The sequence below is a fragment of the Parabacteroides caecihominis genome (assembly GCF_023656785.1).
Classification (GTDB): Bacteria; Bacteroidota; Bacteroidia; order Bacteroidales; family Tannerellaceae; genus Parabacteroides; species Parabacteroides segnis.
On sequence record NZ_JAMOKS010000028.1, the window covers coordinates 51,415 to 75,768 of the forward strand.

Annotated in this window: 18 protein-coding genes and 2 pseudogenes; 16 read left to right on the forward strand and 4 right to left on the reverse strand. The window is 38.1% G+C overall.

Going from position 1 to position 24,354, the window contains the following annotated elements:
* Positions 1-187 precede the first annotated feature (187 nt).
* From NBH14_RS20485 to NBH14_RS20495, 3 genes and pseudogenes are all read left to right on the forward strand, one after another.
* The gene (locus tag NBH14_RS20485) at positions 188-610 is read left to right on the forward strand and encodes a hypothetical protein (RefSeq protein ID WP_186960979.1); all 423 of its coding nucleotides are present in this window, start codon (positions 188-190) and stop codon (positions 608-610) included.
* A pseudogene (locus NBH14_RS20490) lies at positions 588-803 on the forward strand (flavodoxin family protein); the annotation flags it as partial. The gene NBH14_RS20485 and the pseudogene NBH14_RS20490, both read left to right, overlap by 23 nt.
* A 420-nt stretch (positions 804-1,223) precedes the next feature.
* Entirely contained in the window at positions 1,224-2,420 is a 1,197-nt protein-coding gene (locus NBH14_RS20495; protein ID WP_186960977.1) for an aminotransferase-like domain-containing protein, read from the forward strand.
* Here NBH14_RS20495 and NBH14_RS28865 read toward each other — a convergent pair.
* From NBH14_RS28865 to NBH14_RS20520, 4 genes and pseudogenes are all read right to left on the reverse strand, one after another.
* A pseudogene (locus NBH14_RS28865) lies at positions 2,412-3,612 on the reverse strand (aminotransferase-like domain-containing protein). The gene NBH14_RS20495 and the pseudogene NBH14_RS28865 sit on opposite strands and share 9 nt — an antisense overlap.
* A 32-nt stretch (positions 3,613-3,644) precedes the next feature.
* Complete coding sequence (locus NBH14_RS20510) at positions 3,645-7,892, reverse strand: acyl-CoA dehydratase activase-related protein (RefSeq protein ID WP_186960976.1); 4,248 nt, start codon at positions 7,890-7,892, stop codon at positions 3,645-3,647.
* Between the two features lie 90 nt (positions 7,893-7,982).
* Positions 7,983-8,600: a TetR/AcrR family transcriptional regulator gene (locus tag NBH14_RS20515; protein ID WP_186960975.1), complete on the reverse strand. Its 618-nt coding sequence runs from the start codon at positions 8,598-8,600 to the stop codon at positions 7,983-7,985.
* A gap of 82 nt (positions 8,601-8,682) precedes the next feature.
* Complete coding sequence (locus NBH14_RS20520; protein WP_128134233.1) at positions 8,683-9,600, reverse strand: cation diffusion facilitator family transporter; 918 nt, start codon at positions 9,598-9,600, stop codon at positions 8,683-8,685.
* A gap of 557 nt (positions 9,601-10,157) precedes the next feature.
* Between NBH14_RS20520 and NBH14_RS20525 the strand changes: the two genes are divergently transcribed.
* The 13 genes from NBH14_RS20525 to NBH14_RS20585 all read left to right on the forward strand — a co-directional run bounded on the left by NBH14_RS20525 (position 10,158) and on the right by NBH14_RS20585 (position 24,353).
* A complete protein-coding gene (locus NBH14_RS20525) occupies positions 10,158-11,249 on the forward strand; it encodes an MraY family glycosyltransferase (protein WP_186960974.1) in 1,092 nt (363 codons plus the stop codon).
* A gap of 14 nt (positions 11,250-11,263) precedes the next feature.
* Entirely contained in the window at positions 11,264-12,550 is a 1,287-nt protein-coding gene (locus NBH14_RS20530; RefSeq protein WP_250817730.1) for a DUF5690 family protein, read from the forward strand.
* Positions 12,543-13,265 carry a phosphocholine cytidylyltransferase family protein gene (locus tag NBH14_RS20535; protein ID WP_186960972.1) on the forward strand — a complete coding sequence of 241 codons (723 nt, stop codon included), beginning with the start codon at positions 12,543-12,545 and terminating at the stop codon, positions 13,263-13,265. Before NBH14_RS20530 ends, NBH14_RS20535 begins: the two co-directional genes overlap by 8 nt.
* Positions 13,266-13,281: 16 nt before the next feature.
* Entirely contained in the window at positions 13,282-14,583 is a 1,302-nt protein-coding gene (gene aepX, locus NBH14_RS20540; RefSeq protein ID WP_186960971.1) for a phosphoenolpyruvate mutase, read from the forward strand.
* Between the two features lie 8 nt (positions 14,584-14,591).
* On the forward strand, positions 14,592-15,722 hold the full coding sequence (aepY, locus tag NBH14_RS20545; protein WP_186960970.1) for a phosphonopyruvate decarboxylase: 1,131 nt from the start codon (positions 14,592-14,594) through the stop codon (positions 15,720-15,722).
* A gap of 2 nt (positions 15,723-15,724) precedes the next feature.
* Positions 15,725-16,849: a 2-aminoethylphosphonate aminotransferase gene (locus tag NBH14_RS20550; protein ID WP_186960969.1), complete on the forward strand. Its 1,125-nt coding sequence runs from the start codon at positions 15,725-15,727 to the stop codon at positions 16,847-16,849.
* Between the two features lie 254 nt (positions 16,850-17,103).
* Positions 17,104-18,555, forward strand: a complete 1,452-nt coding sequence (locus NBH14_RS20555; protein ID WP_186960968.1) for a lipopolysaccharide biosynthesis protein — start codon at positions 17,104-17,106, stop codon at positions 18,553-18,555.
* Positions 18,556-19,066: 511 nt separating this feature from the next.
* A complete protein-coding gene (locus tag NBH14_RS20560) occupies positions 19,067-19,789 on the forward strand; it encodes a LicD family protein (protein WP_186960967.1) in 723 nt (240 codons plus the stop codon).
* A gap of 13 nt (positions 19,790-19,802) precedes the next feature.
* Positions 19,803-20,597 carry a LicD family protein gene (locus NBH14_RS20565; RefSeq protein ID WP_186960966.1) on the forward strand — a complete coding sequence of 265 codons (795 nt, stop codon included), beginning with the start codon at positions 19,803-19,805 and terminating at the stop codon, positions 20,595-20,597.
* Positions 20,598-20,603: 6 nt separating this feature from the next.
* Positions 20,604-21,347 (forward strand): glycosyltransferase family 25 protein, encoded by a 744-nt coding sequence (locus tag NBH14_RS20570; RefSeq protein ID WP_186960965.1) that lies wholly within the window; start codon positions 20,604-20,606, stop codon positions 21,345-21,347.
* A 45-nt stretch (positions 21,348-21,392) separates the two neighbouring features.
* Entirely contained in the window at positions 21,393-22,475 is a 1,083-nt protein-coding gene (locus NBH14_RS20575; protein WP_186960964.1) for an EpsG family protein, read from the forward strand.
* Positions 22,476-22,552: 77 nt separating this feature from the next.
* Complete coding sequence (locus tag NBH14_RS20580) at positions 22,553-23,524, forward strand: glycosyltransferase family 2 protein (RefSeq protein WP_186960963.1); 972 nt, start codon at positions 22,553-22,555, stop codon at positions 23,522-23,524.
* Between the two features lie 4 nt (positions 23,525-23,528).
* Entirely contained in the window at positions 23,529-24,353 is an 825-nt protein-coding gene (locus NBH14_RS20585; RefSeq protein WP_186960962.1) for a LicD family protein, read from the forward strand.
* Position 24,354 lies beyond the last annotated feature (1 nt).

Sequence of the window (24,354 nt, forward strand, 5' to 3'; positions counted from 1 at the left end):
CGGATAGCATCCTATTTATGAGCCGGCTGCATGTACATTACTAATTACCAGTCGGCACGGGCAGGGTGCTTTCGGTAATATTGGTAAGTATATCAGTAATTTGTATTACTTCCCGCTTCCTGTTATCTATTACATTTGTATCGGTGAATTTATCATCTTTACATGACACCCATTTAGCACGAAGGATATGATAGAAAGTATTTCGGATTTTTACAAAAGTATTCAGATTCGGCAAAACATCATTCAGCTACAGGGACTTCTACAAGGTTGGTCTTGTGAATGTCTTAAAAGTATTCAGGATATATTCAAGAAAATGCAGATCGAATTGGACAGCGGTTATTCGCAGAAACTCGATATTATGCGTTGTTACCTGCATCTACTGATTCATGAAACAATGAAAATGCAACAAACAAGCCGATACGTTCCCCATAAAAATGCGGCGCAACGCATCGTCGAACTTTTCCTTACCCTACTCGACCGTCAGTTCCCGGTCGAAATACCTCAAAGGAACCTGGTATTGAAAACGGCTACCGATTATGCTAACCGCCTCTCTGTACATGTCAACCATTTAAACAGGGTGGTAAAATGTATTCAAAGACAAATTGTATGAAGAGATACGTGAAAACTTGCAGGATATTGACGGATTGATAGTAGGTTCCCCTGTATATTATGCAGGCCCTAACGGTTCGCTCTGTGCTATCCTTGACAGGGTATTCTATTCCTGTTCCGACCTGCTCAAATATAAACCGGCAGCTTCGGTAGCTGTTTGCCGTCGTGGCGGAGCAAGTAGCACATTCGACCGCTATACCCCTGTCGACGAACAACGGACAAATGAAGAACATGATATCATTTTTGATGAGTCTAAAGCCTTCAGCAAACAATTTACTCCTGTGTTGAACGGTGATATCTCTGTAAATTACAGAATAAACAAACGAAAGCTATCCCACGAATTCTCATTGAAAATGCTCAATGTCGGAATACGTACCGGAATGCACTTCTATCAATACAACGAGAAAACGAACAAGATAAAAAAGGAAGAAGGCACAGGGATCATTCCTAATGTGAGCTATAAATTGTATTTCTAGTTCCAAGATAATACAGATTCAAATAAATATATATTAATTTGAATCTGTATCCCCTCATATATCGAAATTTATATCTGTTTCCGTCTTCTTTTTTGAAGTTACTTTGCGGCATTACTAATCTCAAATATATTAATGATCATGAAGTTGAATTTTGCAAAAAGAATGTCTCATATAAAAGCCTCGGAAATAAGGGAGATATTGAAAGTGACAGAACAGGAAGACGTAATTTCATTTGCCGGCGGATTGCCTGCCCCCGAACTCTTTCCGATAGATGAAATTAATCAGATAAATCAGATCGTCTTAAAAGAAATGGGGACTAAAGCACTTCAATATACTACAACAGAAGGTTATCCCCCTTTAAGGGAATGGATTGCACAACGGATGAACGAACGCCTGGGCACTACCTTCGATAAAGATAATATTCTGATAACTCATGGTTCACAACAAGGACTGGACTTGTCAGGAAAAGTCTTTCTGGACGAGGGCGATATAGTCCTGTGCGAGAGTCCTACTTATCTAGCAGCTATCAGTGCATTCAAAGCATACGGTTGTCGTTTTATTGAAATACCTACAGATGAGGAGGGGATGGTCATGAACGTTCTGGAAGATGTTTTAAGCAGAAACTCTCATATAAAATTGATTTATGTAATACCGACTTTCCAGAATCCGACAGGAAAAACATGGAGTTTGGAAAGACGTAAGAAACTGGCTGAACTATCATCCCGGTACAACGTCGCTGTTATCGAAGATAATCCGTATGGAGAATTAAGATTTGAAGGAGAATCGCTACCCTCTATAAAATCGTTTGATACAGCCGGGAATATTTTGTGTACGGGCAGCTTCTCTAAAATATTCTGTCCCGGTTTCCGAATCGGTTGGATTGCAGGAGATAAAGACATTATCCGTAAATATGTACTGGTTAAACAAGGCACGGATTTACAATGTAACACCATTGCCCAAATGACTATTGCCGAATATCTGAAACATTATGATATTGACAAGCATATCGGAAAAATAGTTGAAGTATACAAAAAACGCAGGGATATCGCCATTGAATGTATCAGGCGTTACTTTCCTGAAACCATAAAATTCACTCATCCTGAAGGCGGATTATTTACCTGGATAGAGCTTCCCGAAGAAATCTCAGCACGCGAAATCTTAGAGAAGTCACTTGAGAAGAAAATAGCTTTCGTTCCGGGCGGTTCCTTCTTCCCTACGGAAAACAAGGAAAATACATTCAGAATAAACTATTCCAACATGCCGGAAGATAGAATAGAAAAAGGACTTAAAATTCTTGGAGAGGTTATAAAGGAATATATCAGCCAATCAGAATGATTTCCTGATAATATTCCCTAGCAGCATCAAGCGTTCTTCGATAAAAGGACTCCATCGCTGACCGTAACTCAAACGCATACAGTTTTTATACTGATCCTGCAAAGTGAACATGCGTCCGGGAGCAATACTTATTTTTTGCTGCATAGCCTTATAATAGAGTGTTGTCGTATCGATCCTTTTATCCAATTCAACCCAAAGCATAAACCCTCCCTGTGGAGTTATAATTTTTGTATCCTCGGGAAAATAATCTATGATAGACTGTGCAAAATGAAGACTGTTGGCATGTAACTCATGGCGTAGTTTACGTAAATGATTTTCGTATCTGTCATTTTCCATGAATCTGGCGACAACCTCCTGATTCAGGGTTGGGGTGGATATTAAATGAATATGTTTTTGGCGAATAATAGCATCCTTAAATTTACCGGGGGCAATCCAGCCTACCCGGTAACCGGGAGCTAATGTCTTCGACACGGAGCCACACCATAACACAAGCCCTCTTTCATCGAATGCCTTACATGGCCTGGGACGTGAATTACCAAAGAACACATCACCATTCAATCAAAGGAATATCACGCTCAGCCAACATATTCACAATCGCCTTTTTATGTTCATCGAGCATACAGCTTCCCAAAGGGTTACTGAAATTACTGATAAGCAGGCATAGATTTATTTGTGGCAATACCTTTCGCAAAGCATCAGGATCGATACCTGTAACAGGATTTGTCGGTAATTCCAGCACACGAAGTCCCAGGCTGTTCGCCAATTGCAATATCCCGAAATAAACAGGACTCTCGACAGCTATCGTATCCCCTTTCCGGGCAATAGGTAGCAGCACATCTTCCGGTATTCCCAACGAAAAACGGGTGATCGACGTATCTTCTATGGAATGATATACTTCATCGATCAAACCTTCGTCTTCTTTTCCCGGAAATTTAATCGAAGGCTGTGTAGTCGCCGGAGCTGATAAACGCTGTGGTTTATAATTCACTACATATCCCGATTTCGGACGTGAGGCAATAAATCCATCCTTTTCCAATTCATAGTATGCCTGGATGGCAGTATTTAAACTTACCCCATTCTCATTGCTGATAGTACGTAAGGAAGGCAGTTTCTCCCCTACTTTCCATACTCCGTTTTTTATCTGCCAGGCAATAGTCCTTGCTATTTTTTGATATAAGATTTCCTTTTTCATATTTAAATATATAGATTAATCCTGCTACACTATTAAGTATCAATCAGGAAATGAAGCCTGTTTTGCAGATTCACTTCCGCCATTCCTCCGTCAACGTCCAGGTACAACAGATTCATCTCCGGATAGAATTTCTTTAGCCGCTTTTCAATGCCCTTTGCCACAATATGATTGGCAATGCAACCGAACGGCTGAATACAAACGATCCTTTTTATCCCCTGCCGTGCATAACCGGCTACCTCTCCGGCAATCAGCCAGCCTTCACCGAACTGGTTGGATAGATCGAGTATTTCCGATGCATATTTCGCTTTCACAAATATAGACTTCGACGACACATGGAAACGGTAACTTTTTACGATCTTCTCCACCCTGTTCATCTTATCGTTTATATATTTCCAGAAGATAGGATTCAAGCAATGTGTAAAAAGATTATCCTTACTCAAACCATTCTTTATATTAGCTTCGGAATTTACGAAATATTGCATGACAAAGTCAATGATCGGAGGTGTTACCACTTCCATACCCCTTGAACGGAGCCATTCTGTGATATAAGCCTGTCCGTAATTATTATATTTCACATAAATCTCCCCGATCAGTCCGATCTTTGTAAACTCGCGGTCATCGATCGAAATACCGTTAAAGTCGGCCACAGCCTGTTCCAATAAAGAAAGCAGCGTCTTATGATCGTTCATCCTGACTGCCTCCACTCCCCTGTCGATATAAAAATCAAACAGATGCTGCGTCTCTCCTTTCTTCTTTTCCCGGATAATGGTAGAACTATACATTTGCTGTAACGCATCTGCATAGAGAAGCATATAAACAAGTATATCCATTAATTTAAGGACAGGCAGCCTGAACGCCTTCTGCTCATTCTGGAAAACCTCTCCGGCAGCAAAGACCAGGACCGGTATATGGGAAAATCCTGCACTTTGCAATCCTGATTTGATCTGTGCCAGATAATTTGTCGCCCTGCATTGCCCTCCGGTCTGTGTAATAGCGACAACGATATTATCCAGGTCATAGTTACCCGATTGCAACGCAGTGATAATATCCCCCAGAATCAATGTGGACGGATAACAGACTTCATTATGCCCGTAAATCAATCCTGCTTCGGCTGAAACATTGTTTGTTTTAGGCAGATTGACAATTTTATATCCCGCCAACTCTCCGAGAGCCGGTATAAAAGGCGAAATAAAATCGGCAAACCAGGGAGCAAGGATTGTCTTTTTCCTGTCTTCCTTCCTGTAAGAGGCCTCATACCCCTGAAATGTCTTCATACCTGCAACAGGTTCCTGTATGATCACTTTCAATGATTCGATAAGCGAACGCATACGCAACCGGACTGCTCCCGGACTGGCTATCTCGTCGATACGTAATATCGTATGATTCTTACCGGCCTGTTTCATAATCTCCCCGGTTTCATCCATAAAGAATGAATCAGGGCCGCACCCGAAAGAGTTGAGTTGCACCAATTGCACATTCTGGGGGAGCTTCGCCACTTCCATTGCAGCCTGCACAACCCGGTTGGGATATGACCACTGGGATACGATATTCAATTTACCGAATCCCTTGCTCTCCTTATGACGGAAAATATCGTCGGTAAAGACATAGACACCCATGTCCGAAAGGATTTGCCCCACTTTCTGATGGATCAGAGGGTCGGCATGATAAGGTCTGCCCACTACCACAAAGACCAGCTTATTCTCAGCCACGGCCTGTTCGAACAGACTTTTCTGCTTATCCCGCAAAAGCTCTTTTGCTTCTTCACGTTCCTTCAACGCCTTATGATAGGCTTGCCTGAAGACAGGCTCAGATACTCCCAACGAAGAAAGGTATGCCAGACAGGCTTTCTCCAATGCTTTGTTATTACAAAATGTAATGACAGGCTTATCAAACGGAATGCCGAATTTATCCTCCGGTTCCATAGAGCTCCGGATAACGTCCGGATAACCACTTACGACCGGACAGTTGAATGAGTTGACAGATGAATCGAATTCCTTTTCCTCCTTAATAACCATCGGATAAAAAATACGGTCGACCTTCTGTTCCGCCAACGCCAGCATATGCCCGTGTACCAATTTGGCTGGGAAGCAAATATTATCGGACATGACACTTCCTACTCCTTTTTGATAGAGTGCCGTAGTGGATTCGGGAGAAAGAACCACCTCTATATTGCACGCTGTAAATAAAGTATGCCAAAAAGGATAGTTCTCAAACATATTCAAAACCCGCGGAATACCGATTCTCATCCGGCATGCCGATTTTTTCTCACTATTGCCGCGGTCAAACAGGATTTCGTTCTTTATATCAAACGCATTATAACCTTTTTCCGCCGGTGTATTCTTGCTATAGAACACTTTCTCACATTTATTTCCTGCATAGCAGATGTTCCCGTTGTCAAATCTGAAACGTAGGATCGAACATTTGTTCGTACATCCCTTACACTGAAGTTCTTTCGTATCCACGGCAGCTACATCCGGCAATACCTCTTTTCCGGAAAACAAAGTCGTTTTTTCATCTGCCTGCCACATCTTTTGAGCATACAACGTAGCCCCTAACGCTCCCATCAGTTCCGGATAATCAGTGGAACTGACAGACTTGCCCGACAACAATTCAAGCGCACGGTAAACGGCATCGTTACGAAACGTACCACCCTGCACAACAATATGTTCTCCCAGAAGATTCAGATTAGCAATCTTCAGCACTTTAAACAAACAGTTCTTAATAACCGAATAAGCCAACCCGGCCGCAATATCTCCCAATGCTGCATTTTCACGCAACGACTGTTTAACCTTCGAATTCATGAACACCGTACAACGGGAGCCCAGATCACTGGGATACCTGGCAAGGCAAGCCGCCCTTGTAAATTCAGGAAGTCCCATATTCATCGTTGCCGCAAAATTTTGCAGGAAAGAACCGCAACCGGACGAACAGGCTTCGTTCAACTCGATATTCGAAATAACGCCGTTTCGTATGAATATGGATTTCATATCCTGTCCGCCGATATCCAGCACAAAAGAGACTTCCGGGTCCACATATTGTGCGCCCGATAAATGGGCCATCGTTTCCACAATACCATAATCCAGGTTCAAAGCAGACTTAATCAGGTCCTCTCCATACCCCGTTGCAGCCGACGAAAGGAAACGGAAAGTCACCCCCTTCTCCCGGGCCTCCTCATAAAAGCGGCTCAATCCTTCAATTACTTTCTTCAAAGAATTACCCTGGTTCGTACCATAGAATGTATAAACGATATCGCCATCCGCGTCCATAATCAGAATCTTGGTGGTTGTCGAGCCGGAATCAATCCCCAGAAAACATTCGATATTTTTCTTTGAACCCAATTCAGCACGTTTTAACGGCTTTATTTTCCGGTTACTTTTCCATAATCGATACTCCTCTTCGCTCCGGAATAAAGCGGGCAATACGTCCTTCCGTTTACTCTCTTTGATTTCCAACTTATGTATAAGCAAAGGCAAATCTTCTGTAACCTCCCCTTCCCGGTTATAAAGTGCCGTTCCCCAAGCCGGGAAATATTCACTGTTTGCCGGAATGATCAAGTCTGAAGGAATCAGATTCAGTAACTCGATAAAGGAATCTCTGAGTGCCGGAATAAACGTTAACGGACCGCCTATGCAAAGTATCTTCGGCTGGATGTCGCATCCCCGGGCAAGGGTAGTTATGCTTTGTATGGCAACTGTCCGCAAAATCGACATGGAGATATCAGGTATAGGTATATTACGTGAAATAAGATTCTGCACATCCGTCTTCGCAAATACCCCGCAACGTGATGCCACCGGATATAGCTTTTCGTATCTCAGCGCCTGACTTCCAAGCTCCGAAACAGATATATTCATCAGGTCGGCCATCTGGTCGATGAAAGCACCCGTTCCACCGGCACAGCTTCCGTTCATCCGTATGTCCGGCTGTTTCCCGTCTTCAAAAAATACCATCTTGGCATCTTCCCCACCCAAGTCTATCATCGTGTGCGTTTCAGGAAACTCTTTCTTTATCACCTCAATAGAGGCAACAACTTCCTGGACAAACGGTATTCCTGTACGTTCCGATATTCCCATTCCAGCCGATCCTGTAATCGCGATCGTAAAGCGGGAATCCGGAAACCGAGATATAATATTATTCAGTTCTTCAACAAACAAGGTATTAAAATCAGCCTTATGACGTCTGTAAACTTTGTAAATTATTTCATTCAGGCAATTCAATACAATAACTTTCAGCGTAGTGGAACCGACATCGATCCCTATCCTACATACGTTATCTGGTTTCATAACAAATGGTTAAAATAAAATCTAAACAACTAATAAAGCGAGGGTATAGAAATTAGTGGTTTACCCTGATATTTAGGTCATGGATTAAAGTTACGGTTTCAACCCATTTAAGATCAATTCAATTACATATTTCTTGTGTTCCGCCAGCACATTGTTATATTCTGTGACTGACTTTTTCGCAACCTTGACAGCCAATCCCCTGAACATAAAAGGAAAGACACAGAGGGACAATACATTCAACCCCAAATCGATAACAGGAATATCCTTAATCGTTCCTTTCTTCACCTCTTCTTCAACTCTTTGGGATAAGCGTGTAAATATTGCCTGTGGATTACGTTTCAGTACCCTTTTTATGAGTGCATCAGGATTTTGATTCACCTCATTCAAGATAAAAATAGGTATCTGAGGATATTCGGGCAATATTTCATAATACGTACTTATCCATGATTCTACCATCTCAAAAAATGGCATATCTGAATTAAGCGTTGCAAAAACGCGGTTGATGAGAATATCGAATGCTTCATCAAATATTATTTCGAAAAGATTGTACTTCGATTCAAAATAATAATTCACATAGGCAATATTGGTCCCGGAAGCTTTTGCTATATCACGGATGCTGGTCCCTGTATAACCATTTTTTATAAACAATTTACGGGCAGTATGCAATATCCGTTCACTTGCATCTGATTTTGAATTCTTTTTCACCATATCTGTTTAAACGTTTGTTTAAGCAAACTTAAACGTTCGTTTAAATATGGCAAAACATTTAGTGTTAATAATAATCAAATCATTATTCTACCATCCCCTTGTCGATACCAAACTTCTCATCCGTCTGACATTTTCCGGCAGGTTCCACATGTACTAGAATATCATATACATTATCTATCGAGTTTTCAATACTTTTCTCTACGGCATCGGCAATTTCATGGGCTTGCATAAGTGTCATCTGTGGATCCACTTCTATGTCGAGGGTAATATTATACAGGTTTCCTATCATCCTCGACCTAACCCGGTGTGGATTACCTGCACCAGGCACCTTCTCTACAGCTTCAAATATCTTATTATATACATTGACATCTTTCACGCCATCCATCAGTTCGACATTCGAATCCATAAAGATGCTGACAGATGATTTAATAATGAAGAGACTTATTATCAACCCAGTAATTGAATCGAGTATCGGCAGTTTAAATATAAAAGTAAATATCAACCCCAATAAAACCCCGGATGAAATAACAACATCATTACGCATATTGATAGCATTTGCCGTCAGCATGGAACTATTGATTTTCTTTCCTTGCTTATACTGATATAACGCCAGCAGAAGTTTGCCGGCAATAGAAAAAACAGTAACATATATAGCAATAGCAGACGGTATCTCTTTTGCCTCGTCCGAAAAAATACTTTCAACAGACGACAACAGCATCTGCACACCGGCATAAAATATCACGAGCGACAGAATCTTCGTCGCAATACTCTCCGCTTTCTCATAACCGAACACATACTTTTTAGATGGTGGCCGACTCATAATACGCGCCGTAAAAATCATCACAACAGAAATAATTACATCTGTCGCCGAGTCGATGCCGTCCCCCAATACGGCTAAACTGCCAGCCAATAAACCTACAATAATTTTCGATACGGAAAGTACAGCGTTACCAATCGTGCTTATCCATGATGTTCTTATCAATATTTTCTCCCGTGACATATCTTAGCCTTATTAAGTAAATAGATTTCACAAACAGGGGATAAATATAAGCATAATATATCTGTCCGCACAGCCAAACGAAACAACTATTTTCCCTTATTGGTTTTAATTTACCTCAATTTTTCAACACGTCCTGTTTCCCAGCTACTTATCAGGTATAAAACCTTATGAAAGCCCATTCCTGCATTCTTTACTTTTACATAGTTATTGTATTTTTTATATCATTACACAAGACAAAAGATTCAAACAAAATCAGTCATAAAACAAATCGGTAAATACTATATAAACAAATAGCTATCAATATATTACAATAAAAACGAATGACTAAAATAATCGATCGTTTATTTTAGTCTGCGCAAAGGTATGAATAATTTTTATATCCACAAGACATATATATTTTTTAAATTTTGATTTTCAAAGCACTAAATATTTATTAACACAATGTTAAAAAGCACAGAATGATGACTAGAAAAAACGATCGTTTTTTCTAGTCATTTTTCGTTAGCTCACATATGTGACTGACGAACTTTGTCATGTCAATAACTAGTATTAATGTAATGGCTTACCTACTTATAATTTTATCCTTACTTATATCAATAATTCTCTCAGCGCTTATTATTCCGAGGATTCTCGTAGTAGCTTTCCGAAAAAGGCTATTCGACATCCCCGATGAACGAAAAGTCCATAGTGGAATAATACCTCGCCTGGGTGGCATATCTTTTGTCCCCACCATCCTCTTTTCATTAGCTTTCACCACCGGATTAAGGTATCTAATCGGCTATGAAATCCCTGCAAACAGGCTTCATTTTATAATTCCCGAATTTTATTTTCTAATCTGTGGTTTAACGTTATTGTATTTATCAGGAATAAAAGACGACTTAGTCGGATTGCGTTACCGAAGCAAATTCGTTATACAGATTATTGCAGCCTCTCTTATCCCTCTGTCCGGTCTATGGATCAATAATCTGTATGGTCTTTTCGGAATTGATGAACTCACCCCCTGGCTGGGAATCCCCTTTACCATTTTACTAACAGTATTCATTGTCAATGCAATCAATCTGATAGATGGCATCGATGGGTTGGCGTCCGGGTTAAGCAGCATATCGCTTTTAACTCTCGGAAGCCTGTACATCTATTACGATCAATGGATTTATGCTATGCTCGCTTTTTCGACATTGGGGGTATTACTCCCCTTCTTCTATTATAATGTATTTGGCAAAGTAAATCGTTGCAAAAAGATATTTATGGGAGATACCGGTAGCCTGACATTAGGTTACATACTGGCTTTCTTGGCCATTGCCTATGCCAATAATAATCCCGAAAGAGCACCATACTCAGAAGGTGCTATAGTTGTTGCTTTCTCTACATTGATCGTACCGATGTTTGATGTAATCCGGGTCATATTGGTACGTGCCCGGAATCATAAAAGCTTATTTAACGCAGATAGAAACCATATACATCATAAATTTTTGGATATGGGTTTCAGTTCTCGTAAGGCAATGATTTACATTTTAGCTATAGCACTGTTTTTTAGCAGTCTTAATATCATACTGATATATGTTATGGATAACAATATTTTACTCTTGTCTGATATAGTTGCCTGGATAAGCCTAAATATCTGGTTTGATAGAATTAGAGACAAACAGTAAAGGAAAACCATATCATGATCAAACAACGCTTAGAAAAAGCACCGTTATATGTATTGGCCGTTTATGCCAGCGTCTTCATTTTTCTGACTTACACTTGTGCATATGCTTTTCGGAAACCTTTTACGGCAGCTATATATGAAGGAGAGACCTTTGGTGGTTTTGATGTAAAAATATTGTATGTTTTATCGGAAGTTATAGGATATGCCCTGTCTAAATTTATTGGAATCAGGCTATTATCCTCAATGAAGCCAAATCAGCGTAGCTACTACATAATAGGTTTGATGAGCATTTCTGAACTCGCATTGCTAGGGTTCGCCTCATTTCCTGTTCCCTTGAAAATTGTTGCTATTTTTCTATCCGGCTTACCTTTAGGAATGATATGGGGAATATTGATTAGCTATATAGAGGGAAGGCGGGTTAGCGAGGTTCTGAATGTAGGACTAAGTGTTGCTCTTATTATATCCTCTGGCCTGGTTAAAACATTAGGATGCTTCATCATGGAAACATTCCATGTCTCGGAATATAGGATGCCTGTCATTACAGGAGCAGTGTGTTTCCCTCTCATGCTCATATGTACCTATATGCTAAATCAGGTACCGGCACCAAATAGACAGGATATAGTAGCCCGGACGAAACGTTCTCCAATGAATAAAGCAGAACGAAAGAAGTTTCTACATCAATTCTTCTTGGGCATTTGCATGTTGATATTATTTTACGGCTCCCTTACGGTTTTCCGTGAATTACGAGATTCTTTTGCCGCAAATATTTGGAAAGAATTGAACATCAGCGGCGTATTTGTGTTTACACAGACGGAAATACCAATCGCCTTTTTTGTCCTTATATTGATGTTTTTAATTGTTTTCATCCGAAACAATCGGTTGGCCTTAAACATCATCTATATTATAGCTATCATCGGCAGTACATTGATGATAATTTCAACCCTGTTGTACATTAATGGCAACATCTCTGCCATCTGGTGGATGGTCTCTTCCGGTCTTGGCATGTATATGGGATATATCCCTTTCACTTATCTGATAGAACGACTGATAGCCTCTTTGAAAGTTGTCAGCACTGCTGTATTTATACTTTATCTGGCAGATTCTTTCGGATATCTCGGAACGACAGTCGTATTCCTTATAAAGAATTTCACATCAATCGAAGCATCATGGACCACAATGCTGATATATACAGCTTTCGGTTCTGGATTGATCTCGATTGTAACAGTCATATTGATTTATTCCTATTTCAGGAAGCAATTAAATACATTAACAATCGTACAAAACTTTACCTCCAATGATTAAAACAGCAATGATAATGGCTGCCGGTATGGGAACCCGCTTTGGTCATTATACAGAATTAGTACCTAAAGGCTTTGTTGAAGTACAAGGTTGCCCCATGATAATCCGTTCAATAGAGACCTTGGTTTCTTGCGGTATAAAACGTATTGTAATCGGGACCGGATATAAAAAAGAAGTGTATGAAGCATTAAAAGCTAAATACCCTCAGATAGAATGCTGCTATAGTCCCCGCTATGCGGAAACAAACAGCATGTATACGCTCTACAATAGCCGTCAGGCTATTGGTCAGGATGATTTTCTTCTGTTGGAATCAGACCTGATTTTTGAAAAGAAGGCTATCCTTTCTCTTTTAGCATGTAAACAGCCGGATGTAATGCTGATTTCCTCACTGACGAAATTTCAGGATCAATATTTCGTAGAATATGATACGAACCATGTATTGACAAATTGCTCCGTGAAAAAAGAAGAACTGGATATCAAAGGAGAACTGGTTGGTATACACAAAATATCAAATTCCTTCTATCAGCAAATGTGCATAGACTATCAGCAAATTGTTGAAGAGAAACCCAAGTTAGGATATGAATACGAACTACTACATATGTCCCAATCAGTACTTCCGGTTCACGTATTAAAAGTAGAAAACCTGAAATGGTACGAGATTGACGACGAACAGGATCTGGACTACGCAGAAAAACATATGGCTCAATATTGTATATAAATATAAACAACGAATTATGGACAAAACTGTTTACATAGGAATGACCGCTGATATCATGCATCCCGGTCTTATCCACATCATCCACGAAGCAACTAAGTATGGAAATGTGATGATTGGTTTACTGACGGATAAAGCTATCGCATATCATAAACGCCTACCTTATCTGACTTACGAACAACGGAAAGAGATTGTCGAAAATATAAAAGGAGTATCCATCGTTGTTCCGCAAGAAGAATGGAGTTATGTGGATAATCTGAAAAAATATAAACCGGATTTTATTATTCACGGAGATGACTGGCAAGATGGGCCATTAAAGGAAATCAGGGAGCAAGTATACGAAATAATGAATGAACAAGGGGGTAAAGTAATAGAGATTCCTTATACAAAAGGGATCAATTCATCCTCTCTGGATAAAGAAATCAAATCCATAGGAACAACTCCTGACATACGTTTAAAATCACTGCGCCGCTTGATAGACGCAAAACCTATCGTTCGTATTCTGGAAGCCCATGACGGTCTTTGTGGCCTGATAATCGAAAATATCGAAGTCCAGAAAGGGGACAAACGCGAAGTATTCGACGGGATGTGGTCCAGTAGCCTTACCGACTCTACCAGCAAAGGTAAACCGGATATCGAAGCCGTAGATTTAACGACCCGTCTTCAGGATTTGAATAATATCCTGGAGTGTACAACCAAACCGATCATCTTTGACGGAGATACAGGTGGTAAAATAGAACATTTCGTATTTACGGTAAGGACATTGGAACGCCATGGCATATCGGCTGTAATAATAGAGGATAAAGTCGGTCTGAAGAAAAATTCTCTTTTCGGAACGGATGCCATCCAAACGCAGGATACAATAGAAAACTTCTGTAACAAAATCAAAGCCGGCAAAGAAGCTCGGGTAACGGATGATTTTATGATAATAGCCCGTATAGAAAGCCTGATTGCCGGAAAACCGGTCGGTGATGCGCTGGAAAGGGCTTATGCCTATGTACAGGCCGGTGCTGACGGCATTATGATCCATAGTAAAGACAAATCCGGAGAAGATATCAAAGAATTTTGCCGGATATTCCGTAAGACATACACCCATACTCCGATAGTTGTTGTCCCAACAACCTATGATCACGTATATGAATCGGAACTCCAATCCTGGGGTGCCAATATCATAATCTATGCGAATCATTTACTGCGTGCCGCTTATCCGGCGATGATGAATGTGGCAAAAACAATCCTGGAAAATGAGCGTGCCGAAGAAGTCCGCACCTATTGCATGCCAATCAAAGAAATATTGGAATTAATACCCGGTACAAAATAAAACAAAACATGGTCAGTGTCGATAAAATCTATTCAACATTCCTGTCAAACGGAGTTGATTTCTTTACGGGAGTCCCGGATTCTTTATTAAAAAATATCTGTGCCTATATCACAGACAATACTCCCGTGGAAAAGAACATTATTGCAGCAAACGAAGGAGCTGCTTTAGGGATTGCAGCCGGTTACCATATGGCATCGGGAAAACTTCCCCTTGTCTATATGCAAAACTCCGGATTGGGCAATACCGTAAACCCATTGCTATCCCTTGCAGATGAGAAGGTTTACAGTCTTCCCATTCTCTTAATGATCGGCTGGCGTGGTGAACCCGGTGTAAAAGATGAACCGCAGCACGTCAAACAGGGGGAAGTGACGTTAGCCTTACTGGATGCGATGCAGGTACCGTATATCATACTCGATGCGGATGAAGACAAAGCTCTCGTTCAAATCAATGATATCATAAAGTCTGCCCGCTCCCGGAATATCCCTCACGCCATAGTTATACGAAAGGATACTTTTGGAAAATATAAACTAAAAACCGTACCCTCCAATAACTTTACAGTTTCACGGGAAGAGGCTCTGAAATTGGTGGTAGACAGTTTACAGGATAACGATATCGTAGTGTCGACTACCGGAAAATTATCCCGTGAACTGTTTGAATATCGCGAAAGCAAATCACAAGGTCATGAGAAAGATTTTCTGACTGTAGGCTCGATGGGCCACAGTTCTTCTATAGCTTTAGGAATAGCTATAGAAAACAGAGACAGGAACGTTTTCTGCCTAGACGGGGACGGTGCATTCATCATGCATATGGGCGCTATCAGCAATATCGGAAATCTGTCCTTGAAAAACTACAAACACATTCTGTTCAATAACGGCTCACATGAATCCGTCGGAGGTCAGCCAACTTTAGGTTTCCAGCTGGATATACCATTGATAGCCAAGGCCTGTAGTTACAAAAAAGCCATAGTAGCAACCAGCCGTGAAGAAATCCGGGAAGCGATGGCTATCCTACAGAAAACAGACGGCCCGGTATTACTTGAAATAAAAGTAAAAATAGAATCAAGGGAGAATCTGGGACGGCCAACAACTACTCCACAAGAGAATAAGAATGATTTCATGAACTTCCTAAATAAGAAATAACAATGGAAATAGAGAGAAAGATATTATTAAACCCCGGTCCTGCAACGACAACCGATACGGTAAAACTGGCACAGGTAGTTCCGGATATCTGTCCGCGTGAAAAGGAATTTGCCGATATATTAAAACAAATGCGGAAGGATCTGGTAAAGGTTGTTCATGGTGATTCAGATAAATATACCTCTGTTTTGTTCTGTGGTTCCGGTACAATCAATATAGACATCTGCCTGAACTCTCTTTTACCGGCAGATAAAAAAGTGCTGGTAATTAACAATGGTGCATATAGCTCCCGTGCCGTAGAAGTTTGTGAATACTATGGTCTTCCCCATATCGATTTGTCTTCTTCAGTCTACGAGTTACCTGACTTGAACAGAGTAGAAGAAACATTAAAAGAAAATCCCGATATAGCAATGGTCTACACCACCCATCATGAAACCGGGACCGGCCTTTTAAATCCTATCCGTGCAATAGGGGCATTGGCGCATGAATATGGCTCTATATTTGTCGTAGACACGACTTCGTCACTAGGAATGATCCCATTGGATATAGAGCAGGACAACATCGATTTCTGTATGGCCTCCGCCCAAAAAGGTTTAATGTCAATGACAGGACTGTCATTTATTATCGGAAATACGGAACTGATAAAAAAATCCAAAGAATACCCCAAACGTTCTTATTATTGTAATTTGTATTTGCAGTACAACTACTTCGAGAAAACAGGAGAAATGCATTTTACACCTCCTGTCCAGACCGTTTACGCAACCCAACAGGCATTGAAAGAATATTTTGAAGAGGGAGAAGAAGCCAAATTTGCCCGTCACCGCCGGGTATTTGATGCAATACATGCCGGATTGGACTCTTTGGGATTCAGAGACGTGATCAAGCGGGAATGGCAATCGGGATTGGTTGTTTCTGTTCTCTATCCAAACGATCCTAACTGGGATTTTGAGAAAGTTCATGATTATTGTTATGAGCATGGATTCACTATTTATCCGGGTAAGATATCGACAACAAATACATTTAGGTTGTGTGCTTTGGGCAATATTGATGAAAAAGATATTGAACACTTTTTTGAAATATTACAAATAGGACTCAAATCCAATAATATCCATATTCCAGTGAATTATTGAGTGTTTTATTAATATGAAAAGATTAATAATAGGTTTACTTTTTTTATTAGAAAAAGCTATTTCAAAATGATGGGGATGCATTTTTCTTATAAAAGCCGTATTCCATTGCGCTCATATCTATACTTCCAGACATAAAGATTAGAAATATGAGTATTGTTGCAGCTGGTTCTGTTATTACAAAAGATGTTCTTTTTTGGGGTTTTAGTCGTAGATGTTCCCCCTGTTGTGAAAAAATATTTTTCAATTGACACTGAATGAATCAGACATCTTCTTTTAAAAATAAAGCTATTAGCGGAATACTGTGGAGTGCTGTGGAGCGCTTTTCACTACAAGCAGTACAGTTCACTATCAATATAGTTATGGCACGTTTATTATTACCTTCTGACTATGGTATGGTAGGTATGCTTACTATATTTCTCCAAATTTCGCAAGCCTTTATTGACGGTGGTTTTACAAATGCATTAATTCAACGTAGAAATAGGACAGAAACAGATTTTTCTACAGTATTTTATTTTAATATAGTTACTGCAGTTGTATTCTATTTATTATTATTTATTTTCGCTCCGTTAATTGCTGATTTTTATCATTTACCAACACTAACTACTATAATTCGTGTTATAGGTTTAAATTTAATTATATCGTCTCTATCAATAGTTCATAAAGCAAAGCTAACGATTCAAATAAATTTTAAGATACAGTCTAAGATCTCTTTATCATCAGCACTGATATCAGGAATTATTGGTCTAATAATGGCTTATAAAGGATACGGCGTTTGGTCTTTAGTATGCCAGTCTTTAATAAATGCATTGTTATTAACGATTTTATTTTACTCTTTTTTGAAATGGAAGCCTTTAAATCGTTTTTCATTGAAATCTTTTAATAATTTGTATTCATTTGGATCAAAACTATTTTTATCAAATTTGATACATACAGTTTATTATAATCTATATGCAATTGTAATTGGTCGCAAATTTTCGGCTGTGGATCTAGGGTATTATACACGTGCAGAACAGTTTGCATGTTTTCCTTCATCAAATTTAAACGCAGTAATATCTCGCGTAACGTTCCCAATGTTAAGTAGCATTCAAGATGATGATGAACGTTTGTTGATTGCTTATCGTAAATATATTCAATTATCATCTTTTATCATATTTCCATTGATGATTGGGTTGTCGGTGTTAGCTGAACCATTAATAAAAATACTTTTAACAGACAAATGGTCTGGAATAATCATTCTATTACAAATACTATGTTTTGATTGGATGTTCGATCACTTAAGTGCTATAAATCTTAATTTATTATGGGTCAAAGGAAGATCTGATCTGTCTTTAAAATTAGAAATAATAAAGAAAACAATAGCTACATCAATATTATTTATCTCTATACCTTTTGGAATTGTAGGTATGTGTTGTGGTAGAGTTCTTTACTCTCTAATAGCAACATATCTGAATACATATTACACAAAATCATTAATGGGATTAAGTTTATGGATACAATTAAAAGATATTTCACCTTGTTTTTTTCTTGCTTTACTGATGGGAGGAATAATTTATAGTGTCAATTATTTTTGTTTTAATAACATATGGTATGTTGTGATAATATCTCCCATACTAGGATGTCTTATATATATAGGTAGTGCTTATTTATTAAAATTAAATGTATTACACAATTTAGTTTTAATTTATAAAAATGGCAAAAACATATAGATTAGGAACTGTTTGGCATAGTGGTTTTGTTCCATGGGTGATGATGTAGATATTCATATGTTACAACATGATTACGATCGACTTATTAATTTATCAAAGAGAAATTTACCCAAGGATTCATAAAGTATATTTCACCTTATGAAGTATCGTATCTAAAGATGCATCGTTGTACTTTTTGATCCGACATTTTTTTTTTGCAAACTTTAATATACAATTATCCTTTTAGAGAGATAGTTTATATATCAAGAAAAAAACAAGTGTAATCTTGTATACAATTGATAAATCACCAAGATTAAATGTACAATAAACGGTCTATCAATCCAAGTGATTTTGAGATGGCAGACAAGGAGATGGTTCTAGAGTCGAACAGACTATTTGCCCGAAAATTCAGTGATAAACATAGAGATATAGTAGATTTATTTGTAAGACTTTTAAATAAATATATCTTATCATCTTTTGTATTAGTGATGCTTTTTTTAGAATTCCATAATATTATTAATAATTTAATTTGATGATAGAATTTAGTTTTATTTATCGTTTAGCCGATAAATTCCACAATAATAAAGTGCTACGCTATTTGTTTCTGGATACTTATAGAAAATATAAATCTCGAGTATCTCAATACAAGAAAAAAAGTTTCCATAAAAATGGCCGTGATGTACTGGCTCGTTTTTGCACAGCATTGGATAAAACCCGTTGTATGTACTGGCTTGAATTCGGAACTTTGATTGGAGCCATTCGGGAAAAGGGATTTATTGCGCATGATGATGATATTGATGTGGGAATGTTCCTGAAAAACCGCCCGGATCAATTGGAGAAAATTCTGAAAAAACATGGGTTCAAAAGGACACGCTATATTATGGTGGATGATGGCAAAGAAGCTTTTGAAGAGACGTATGTATCTCAAGGTATTTCGATTGATATCTTTTATTTTCATATAGCGGAAGATAAAAATACAATGTATTGTTATGAATTCATAACAGATCCCGAAAGAATGTCCCGCGAATTTATAGATGAGATAGGCGGTTATTGGACGATGCAGGATATATTCCCCTATAAAGGTTTTTGTGACTATGATTTTTTAGATATTCGTGTGAAAATACCTTCCAATTACGACGAACATCTGAGAAGCTTTTACGGGAACTATATACAACCAGATCCCAACTGGAATATATACAAAGCGCAGGGGAGTAAAGTGCTGAAGGATAAAATTGGGAAAGTATTCTTTTCATAAAAGTAAAAATAGGATGAAACGCAAAGAATTGGAAGATAAAGAGCTGAAAAATATAGAACTGGAAATATTGAAGCATATACGTAACGTTTGTGAGGAATATGGGCTGCGCTACTATTTAGCTTATGGTACACTTTTAGGTGCGGTAAGACACAAAGGATTTATTCCTTGGGATGATGATATTGATATTTGGATGCCTCGGGAGGATTATGAAAAATTTCTTCAAATTCAGCATGACAGTAAGGGGAAATATCAAGTATTCTCTACCAGGAATCGGAAAGACTATTATTACGAATTTGCTAAAGTTGTGGATACGGATACTACCTTGGAAGAAATTGGATTTCGCCCCATCAAAGATTATGGAGTCTATGTAGATGTATTTCCGTTGGATGGAGTGCCCTGTAAATTAGAGCGATTTCTGTTAAAGTATATGTTTATTCTGAAAACAGCAACTATCAATATTCATCCGGAACTGAACTTAACACATAAGGAACTTGCAAAATTATTTCGGTGTATAGGTAAATTGGGGGAATGTCTTGGAGCTTTCCATTATCCGAAACAGATAGATAAGATTGCACGAAAGTATTCTCTAGCGTCTTCTGACTTTATGGGATACAGTTTGGATAAGCAAATGATGCATAAAAGTTATTTTGAACAGTCTGTGAAAATTGAGTTTGAACACGACTTCTTTGATGCCCCTATTGGTTATCATGAGTGTTTGACTCGCATTTATGGGGCTACTTATATGGAACTGCCTCCCATAGAAATGAGGCATTCGGTACATAATTTCATTGCAACCTTAAAAGAATAATGTGTGATGAGAATAAAGACTTATATAATCAATTTACCAAAAGACCGGGAAAGAAAAGAATATATGCAACACTTGTTGCAACCTTACACTTCTCTTTTGGATAGCGAATTTATAGAAGCTGTCTATGGCAAAACATTGACATCGGAAGAATTGGAAGCTAGATTTGACAACCATTCCGCTTTTAAGAGATATGGTCGTAATGTACAGCCTAATGAAATAGGGTGTACGTTAAGTCATCGAGAAGTTTTTAAGAAAATAGTGGATGAGGACTTACCCTATGGAGTTATTTTGGAAGACGATATTGACTTAAAACCCAATTTCAGCGAACTTTTGCCTCAAGCCAAAATTTTGATGCAAACGGAAAAACCTACAATCTTATTGCTTTCCGGGGGGTATGTCTATTACAAAACTCAAAAGATAAAGAATCTACCCATTGCTTGGATATATGATGCTTATTATACTCATAGCTATATGATTAATGCAGCGGCAGCAAAACACCTTTTGCAGTATAAAGCAGATTATGTTGCTGATGATTGGATTTATCTAAGAAAACGAGGAATGCAGATTATGGCTTTGCAACCTCATTGTGTGAATCAAAAGAGAGATGGAGTATTTATCAGTAATATCTGGGATGATTCACACGCAATCAATAAGTCTAAAATGGGAGTTACGACATTATGCAATTATATTAAAGACAGGTTGATATATAAAGGATTGCAGAAAATAGGTAATTGGGAACCATTTGAGTGATTATGATAATTGCCTGTATTCACTGAAATAACAAAATAGCTGAATATGCTTCCTTATATTGGTAATATTGTATTATATCTATTTATTCTTATTTCTCTCTTATATATAACTTATAAAGTTAATCAGGGGAAATACTATCCGCGCCTGTTATATAAATGCTATTTCCTGCTATTTATATATTTGGGCACATACGCTTATTTTACAGGCGATTATGCTCATTATCAACATGAAATAAGTAGATTAAGTACGAATCCACTTAATCCCACTCACATGGAATTTGTATATATATTTTTAGCAAAGTGGGTAAATGGAGATTATACGTTGTGGAGATTGCATGTGTTTGTTACAATGTTTCTTTTGTTAGGGTATCTTTTAAAGTTGACACGCACAAATAATTTTCATACGCTTTTTTGGTATTCTTTATTTATATTGCCGGATGCAGTAGGAGGCCGTTGTCCGATAGCTATTACCGCTTATTTCATTGCAGTTGTTTATCTGAGTAGAAGAAAATATCTGCAAGGATTTTTCTTTGCAATTTTAGGCGCATTTATGCATAAAACAATTTTACCAATACTGTTATTTCTTCCCTTTTCACGAATTAAAATCAATAGTAAGTTATTTGTATTGTCATATCCGCTATTTTTAATAGTTGGTATTACTTTTAATCGATACTTAATAGATTACTTGGCAGCTTATGGTTTTATCTCAAAAGAATCGTTTGAAGGATATTTGCAATATGATAAACATTTATTTGCTTCCATTGGTGGAACAATTGGATTTTTTATTATGTTCCTTCCCTATAATTTTGCTGTGATAGCTTATATCAAAGCATTGTTGGGTTATAAAATAAAAATCAAAGATATTTCTATAGTTCGATTACGCTCATTTACCAATGTGTTTGTTCTATTTCTGTTACTGGGTTTATTCTTATTTGGAACTACGAGTCCAATGTTTTATCGGTACTATGAGATGTTGAAATATCCGTTGTTATTGTTATTGCCGTATATGTATCCCAAGTTATATCAATTGCGTCTTACTAAGAATAATTTTAATTTATTAATGTTGTTCATGTTTTCTCAGCTTTATTCAGTTTCGTTATCGGCTTACTATGAATATTGTGCTAATTAAATGGATTTCCGGAATAAAAAATATTTCACATGAGTTAGTGGTTGGCTTTGATGAAATATTAAATAAATGTTGTTAAAATGAGGTCTTATTTAATCTCTATTATTATCCCCTGCTACAATGCAGAACCTTATCTTGCCAAATGTCTGTCATCCGTGTTGCAGCAAACCTATCCTTATTGGGAAGCCATTTGTGTGAACGATGGCAGTAAAGACAATACAGAAAGTATTTTACAACAATTTGCGCAAAAAGATTCTCGCTTTAAAGTCATTTCACAATCAAATGCCGGCGTATCTGCTGCCCGTAACAAAGCCTTGAGTGTGTGTGAAGGCGAATATATTTGTTTTGTAGACAGCGATGATACGATACAGGCTAATTTCTTGGAAGCTTTATTGTCGTTAATGACAAACGAGGTGGAACTTACTATCTGTAATTTCACGAGAAAGATATCCACCCCTTCAGCGGTAGAAACCGTAAAAACAACCTGGGTGAACAATGCTTCAGATTGTGCGAAGAAGATTCTTTTGGACAAGACTTTTCATCCGCAAATTTGTTGTATGCTTTTCAAAAGGGAGGTCATTGTGCAACATCAACTGTTATTCTTCCTGGGTTGTGCTCGAGGGGAAGATTGGGAGTTCTTTATGAAATATCTGTTGCACATCTCCAAGGTGGCATACACTTCGGTTGTTCTTTATCATTATCGGGTAAACGATGCTTCCGCTATGGCCTCTTTAAATGAAAAGAGTCTGACCAGTATCGGGGCATCCCAAAGGGTGGCAGCGTATTATGAGCAGTATAACAGTCCTGTAAAAGATACGATCAAGCAATATGCTGTATCACGGACGCTTTGGAAGTTCTTGATTTTATCTTTGTTAAGACACAACACAATTATTTATAAACAGCTTACCCAAAATTACAATACTCAAGAAGAACTACGTAAATTAATATCTTATCCTGGAAAAGCAGAGCGAATTTCATCACGCCTCTTTTTGATTTCGGAAGTTACTTTTCGATGGAGTTTTTACTTATTGGGGTATTTTCATAAACATTGAACGAATGGAAAGAAAGAAATTAGAGATTGAGGAAATTAAACATATTGAAGTTGATATTCTGAAACATGTCGTAAAGATTTGTAATCGTCATAAACTTCGTTATTTTTTAGCTTATGGCACTTTATTAGGTGCTGTGAGGCATCAAGGATTTATTCCTTGGGATGATGACATTGATATTTGTATGCCAAGGCCGGATTATGATAAATTCATAGAGATATGGCAAAAAGAGAAGACTCTAAACGAATCTTTGAATTTTGGATTATTGTTTCCTTCACCGGGAAATAACTATTTTTATGAATTTGCAAAGGTGACTGCCACTGATACGGTTTGTGAGGTAAATTTACCTATTTTAGACATAAAAGGTCTGGGAATTTGGATAGATATTTTTCCTTTAGATGGCATGCCCGCCAAGAAAAGTCTTCACATGAGGAAAGTCTGCCTTTGGCGACAGATGCGTTCTTTATCTGTGTATACGGAAGTCCCTATTAAAAAGATAACGGATGCATTCATATATGTAGCATGGAAATGTTGCCAATTGGTCGGATGGAGATTTTTTCAAAATAAAGTTCTAAAATTGGCAAAGAAATATCCTTATGAACATTCTGAACGAACAGCTTGTGTAGCACTTGCGGAAGATTACCACCAAATTTATCCTCGTCAGATATTTAATCAGACTGTATCTGTTCCTTTTGAAGGAGAATATTTCAATAGCCCTAAAGATTTTGATTTTTATCTAAAGCGTACTTATGGAGATTATATGAAATTGCCTCCAATAGAGCAACAAGTATCTTTACATCAGTTTGATGCGTATAAAATTTTAAAGCAATAAT

Coding starts and splice junctions, on each gene's coding strand:
- aepY (WP_186960970.1), top strand. CDS start 14,592: ATGGTCAGTGTCGATAAAATCTATTCAACATTCCTGTCAAACGGAGTT.
- NBH14_RS20535 (WP_186960972.1), top strand. CDS start 12,543: ATGATTAAAACAGCAATGATAATGGCTGCCGGTATGGGAACCCGCTTT.
- NBH14_RS20555 (WP_186960968.1), top strand. CDS start 17,104: ATGAATCAGACATCTTCTTTTAAAAATAAAGCTATTAGCGGAATACTG.
- NBH14_RS20560 (WP_186960967.1), top strand. CDS start 19,067: ATGATAGAATTTAGTTTTATTTATCGTTTAGCCGATAAATTCCACAAT.
- aepX (WP_186960971.1), top strand. CDS start 13,282: ATGGACAAAACTGTTTACATAGGAATGACCGCTGATATCATGCATCCC.
- NBH14_RS20515 (WP_186960975.1), bottom strand. CDS start 8,600: ATGGTGAAAAAGAATTCAAAATCAGATGCAAGTGAACGGATATTGCAT.
- NBH14_RS20530 (WP_250817730.1), top strand. CDS start 11,264: ATGATCAAACAACGCTTAGAAAAAGCACCGTTATATGTATTGGCCGTT.
- NBH14_RS20580 (WP_186960963.1), top strand. CDS start 22,553: ATGAGGTCTTATTTAATCTCTATTATTATCCCCTGCTACAATGCAGAA.
- NBH14_RS20585 (WP_186960962.1), top strand. CDS start 23,529: ATGGAAAGAAAGAAATTAGAGATTGAGGAAATTAAACATATTGAAGTT.
- NBH14_RS20495 (WP_186960977.1), top strand. CDS start 1,224: ATGAAGTTGAATTTTGCAAAAAGAATGTCTCATATAAAAGCCTCGGAA.
- NBH14_RS20550 (WP_186960969.1), top strand. CDS start 15,725: ATGGAAATAGAGAGAAAGATATTATTAAACCCCGGTCCTGCAACGACA.
- NBH14_RS20520 (WP_128134233.1), bottom strand. CDS start 9,600: ATGTCACGGGAGAAAATATTGATAAGAACATCATGGATAAGCACGATT.
- NBH14_RS20525 (WP_186960974.1), top strand. CDS start 10,158: ATGGCTTACCTACTTATAATTTTATCCTTACTTATATCAATAATTCTC.
- NBH14_RS20565 (WP_186960966.1), top strand. CDS start 19,803: ATGAAACGCAAAGAATTGGAAGATAAAGAGCTGAAAAATATAGAACTG.
- NBH14_RS20570 (WP_186960965.1), top strand. CDS start 20,604: ATGAGAATAAAGACTTATATAATCAATTTACCAAAAGACCGGGAAAGA.
- NBH14_RS20510 (WP_186960976.1), bottom strand. CDS start 7,892: ATGAAACCAGATAACGTATGTAGGATAGGGATCGATGTCGGTTCCACT.
- NBH14_RS20575 (WP_186960964.1), top strand. CDS start 21,393: ATGCTTCCTTATATTGGTAATATTGTATTATATCTATTTATTCTTATT.
- NBH14_RS20485 (WP_186960979.1), top strand. CDS start 188: ATGATAGAAAGTATTTCGGATTTTTACAAAAGTATTCAGATTCGGCAA.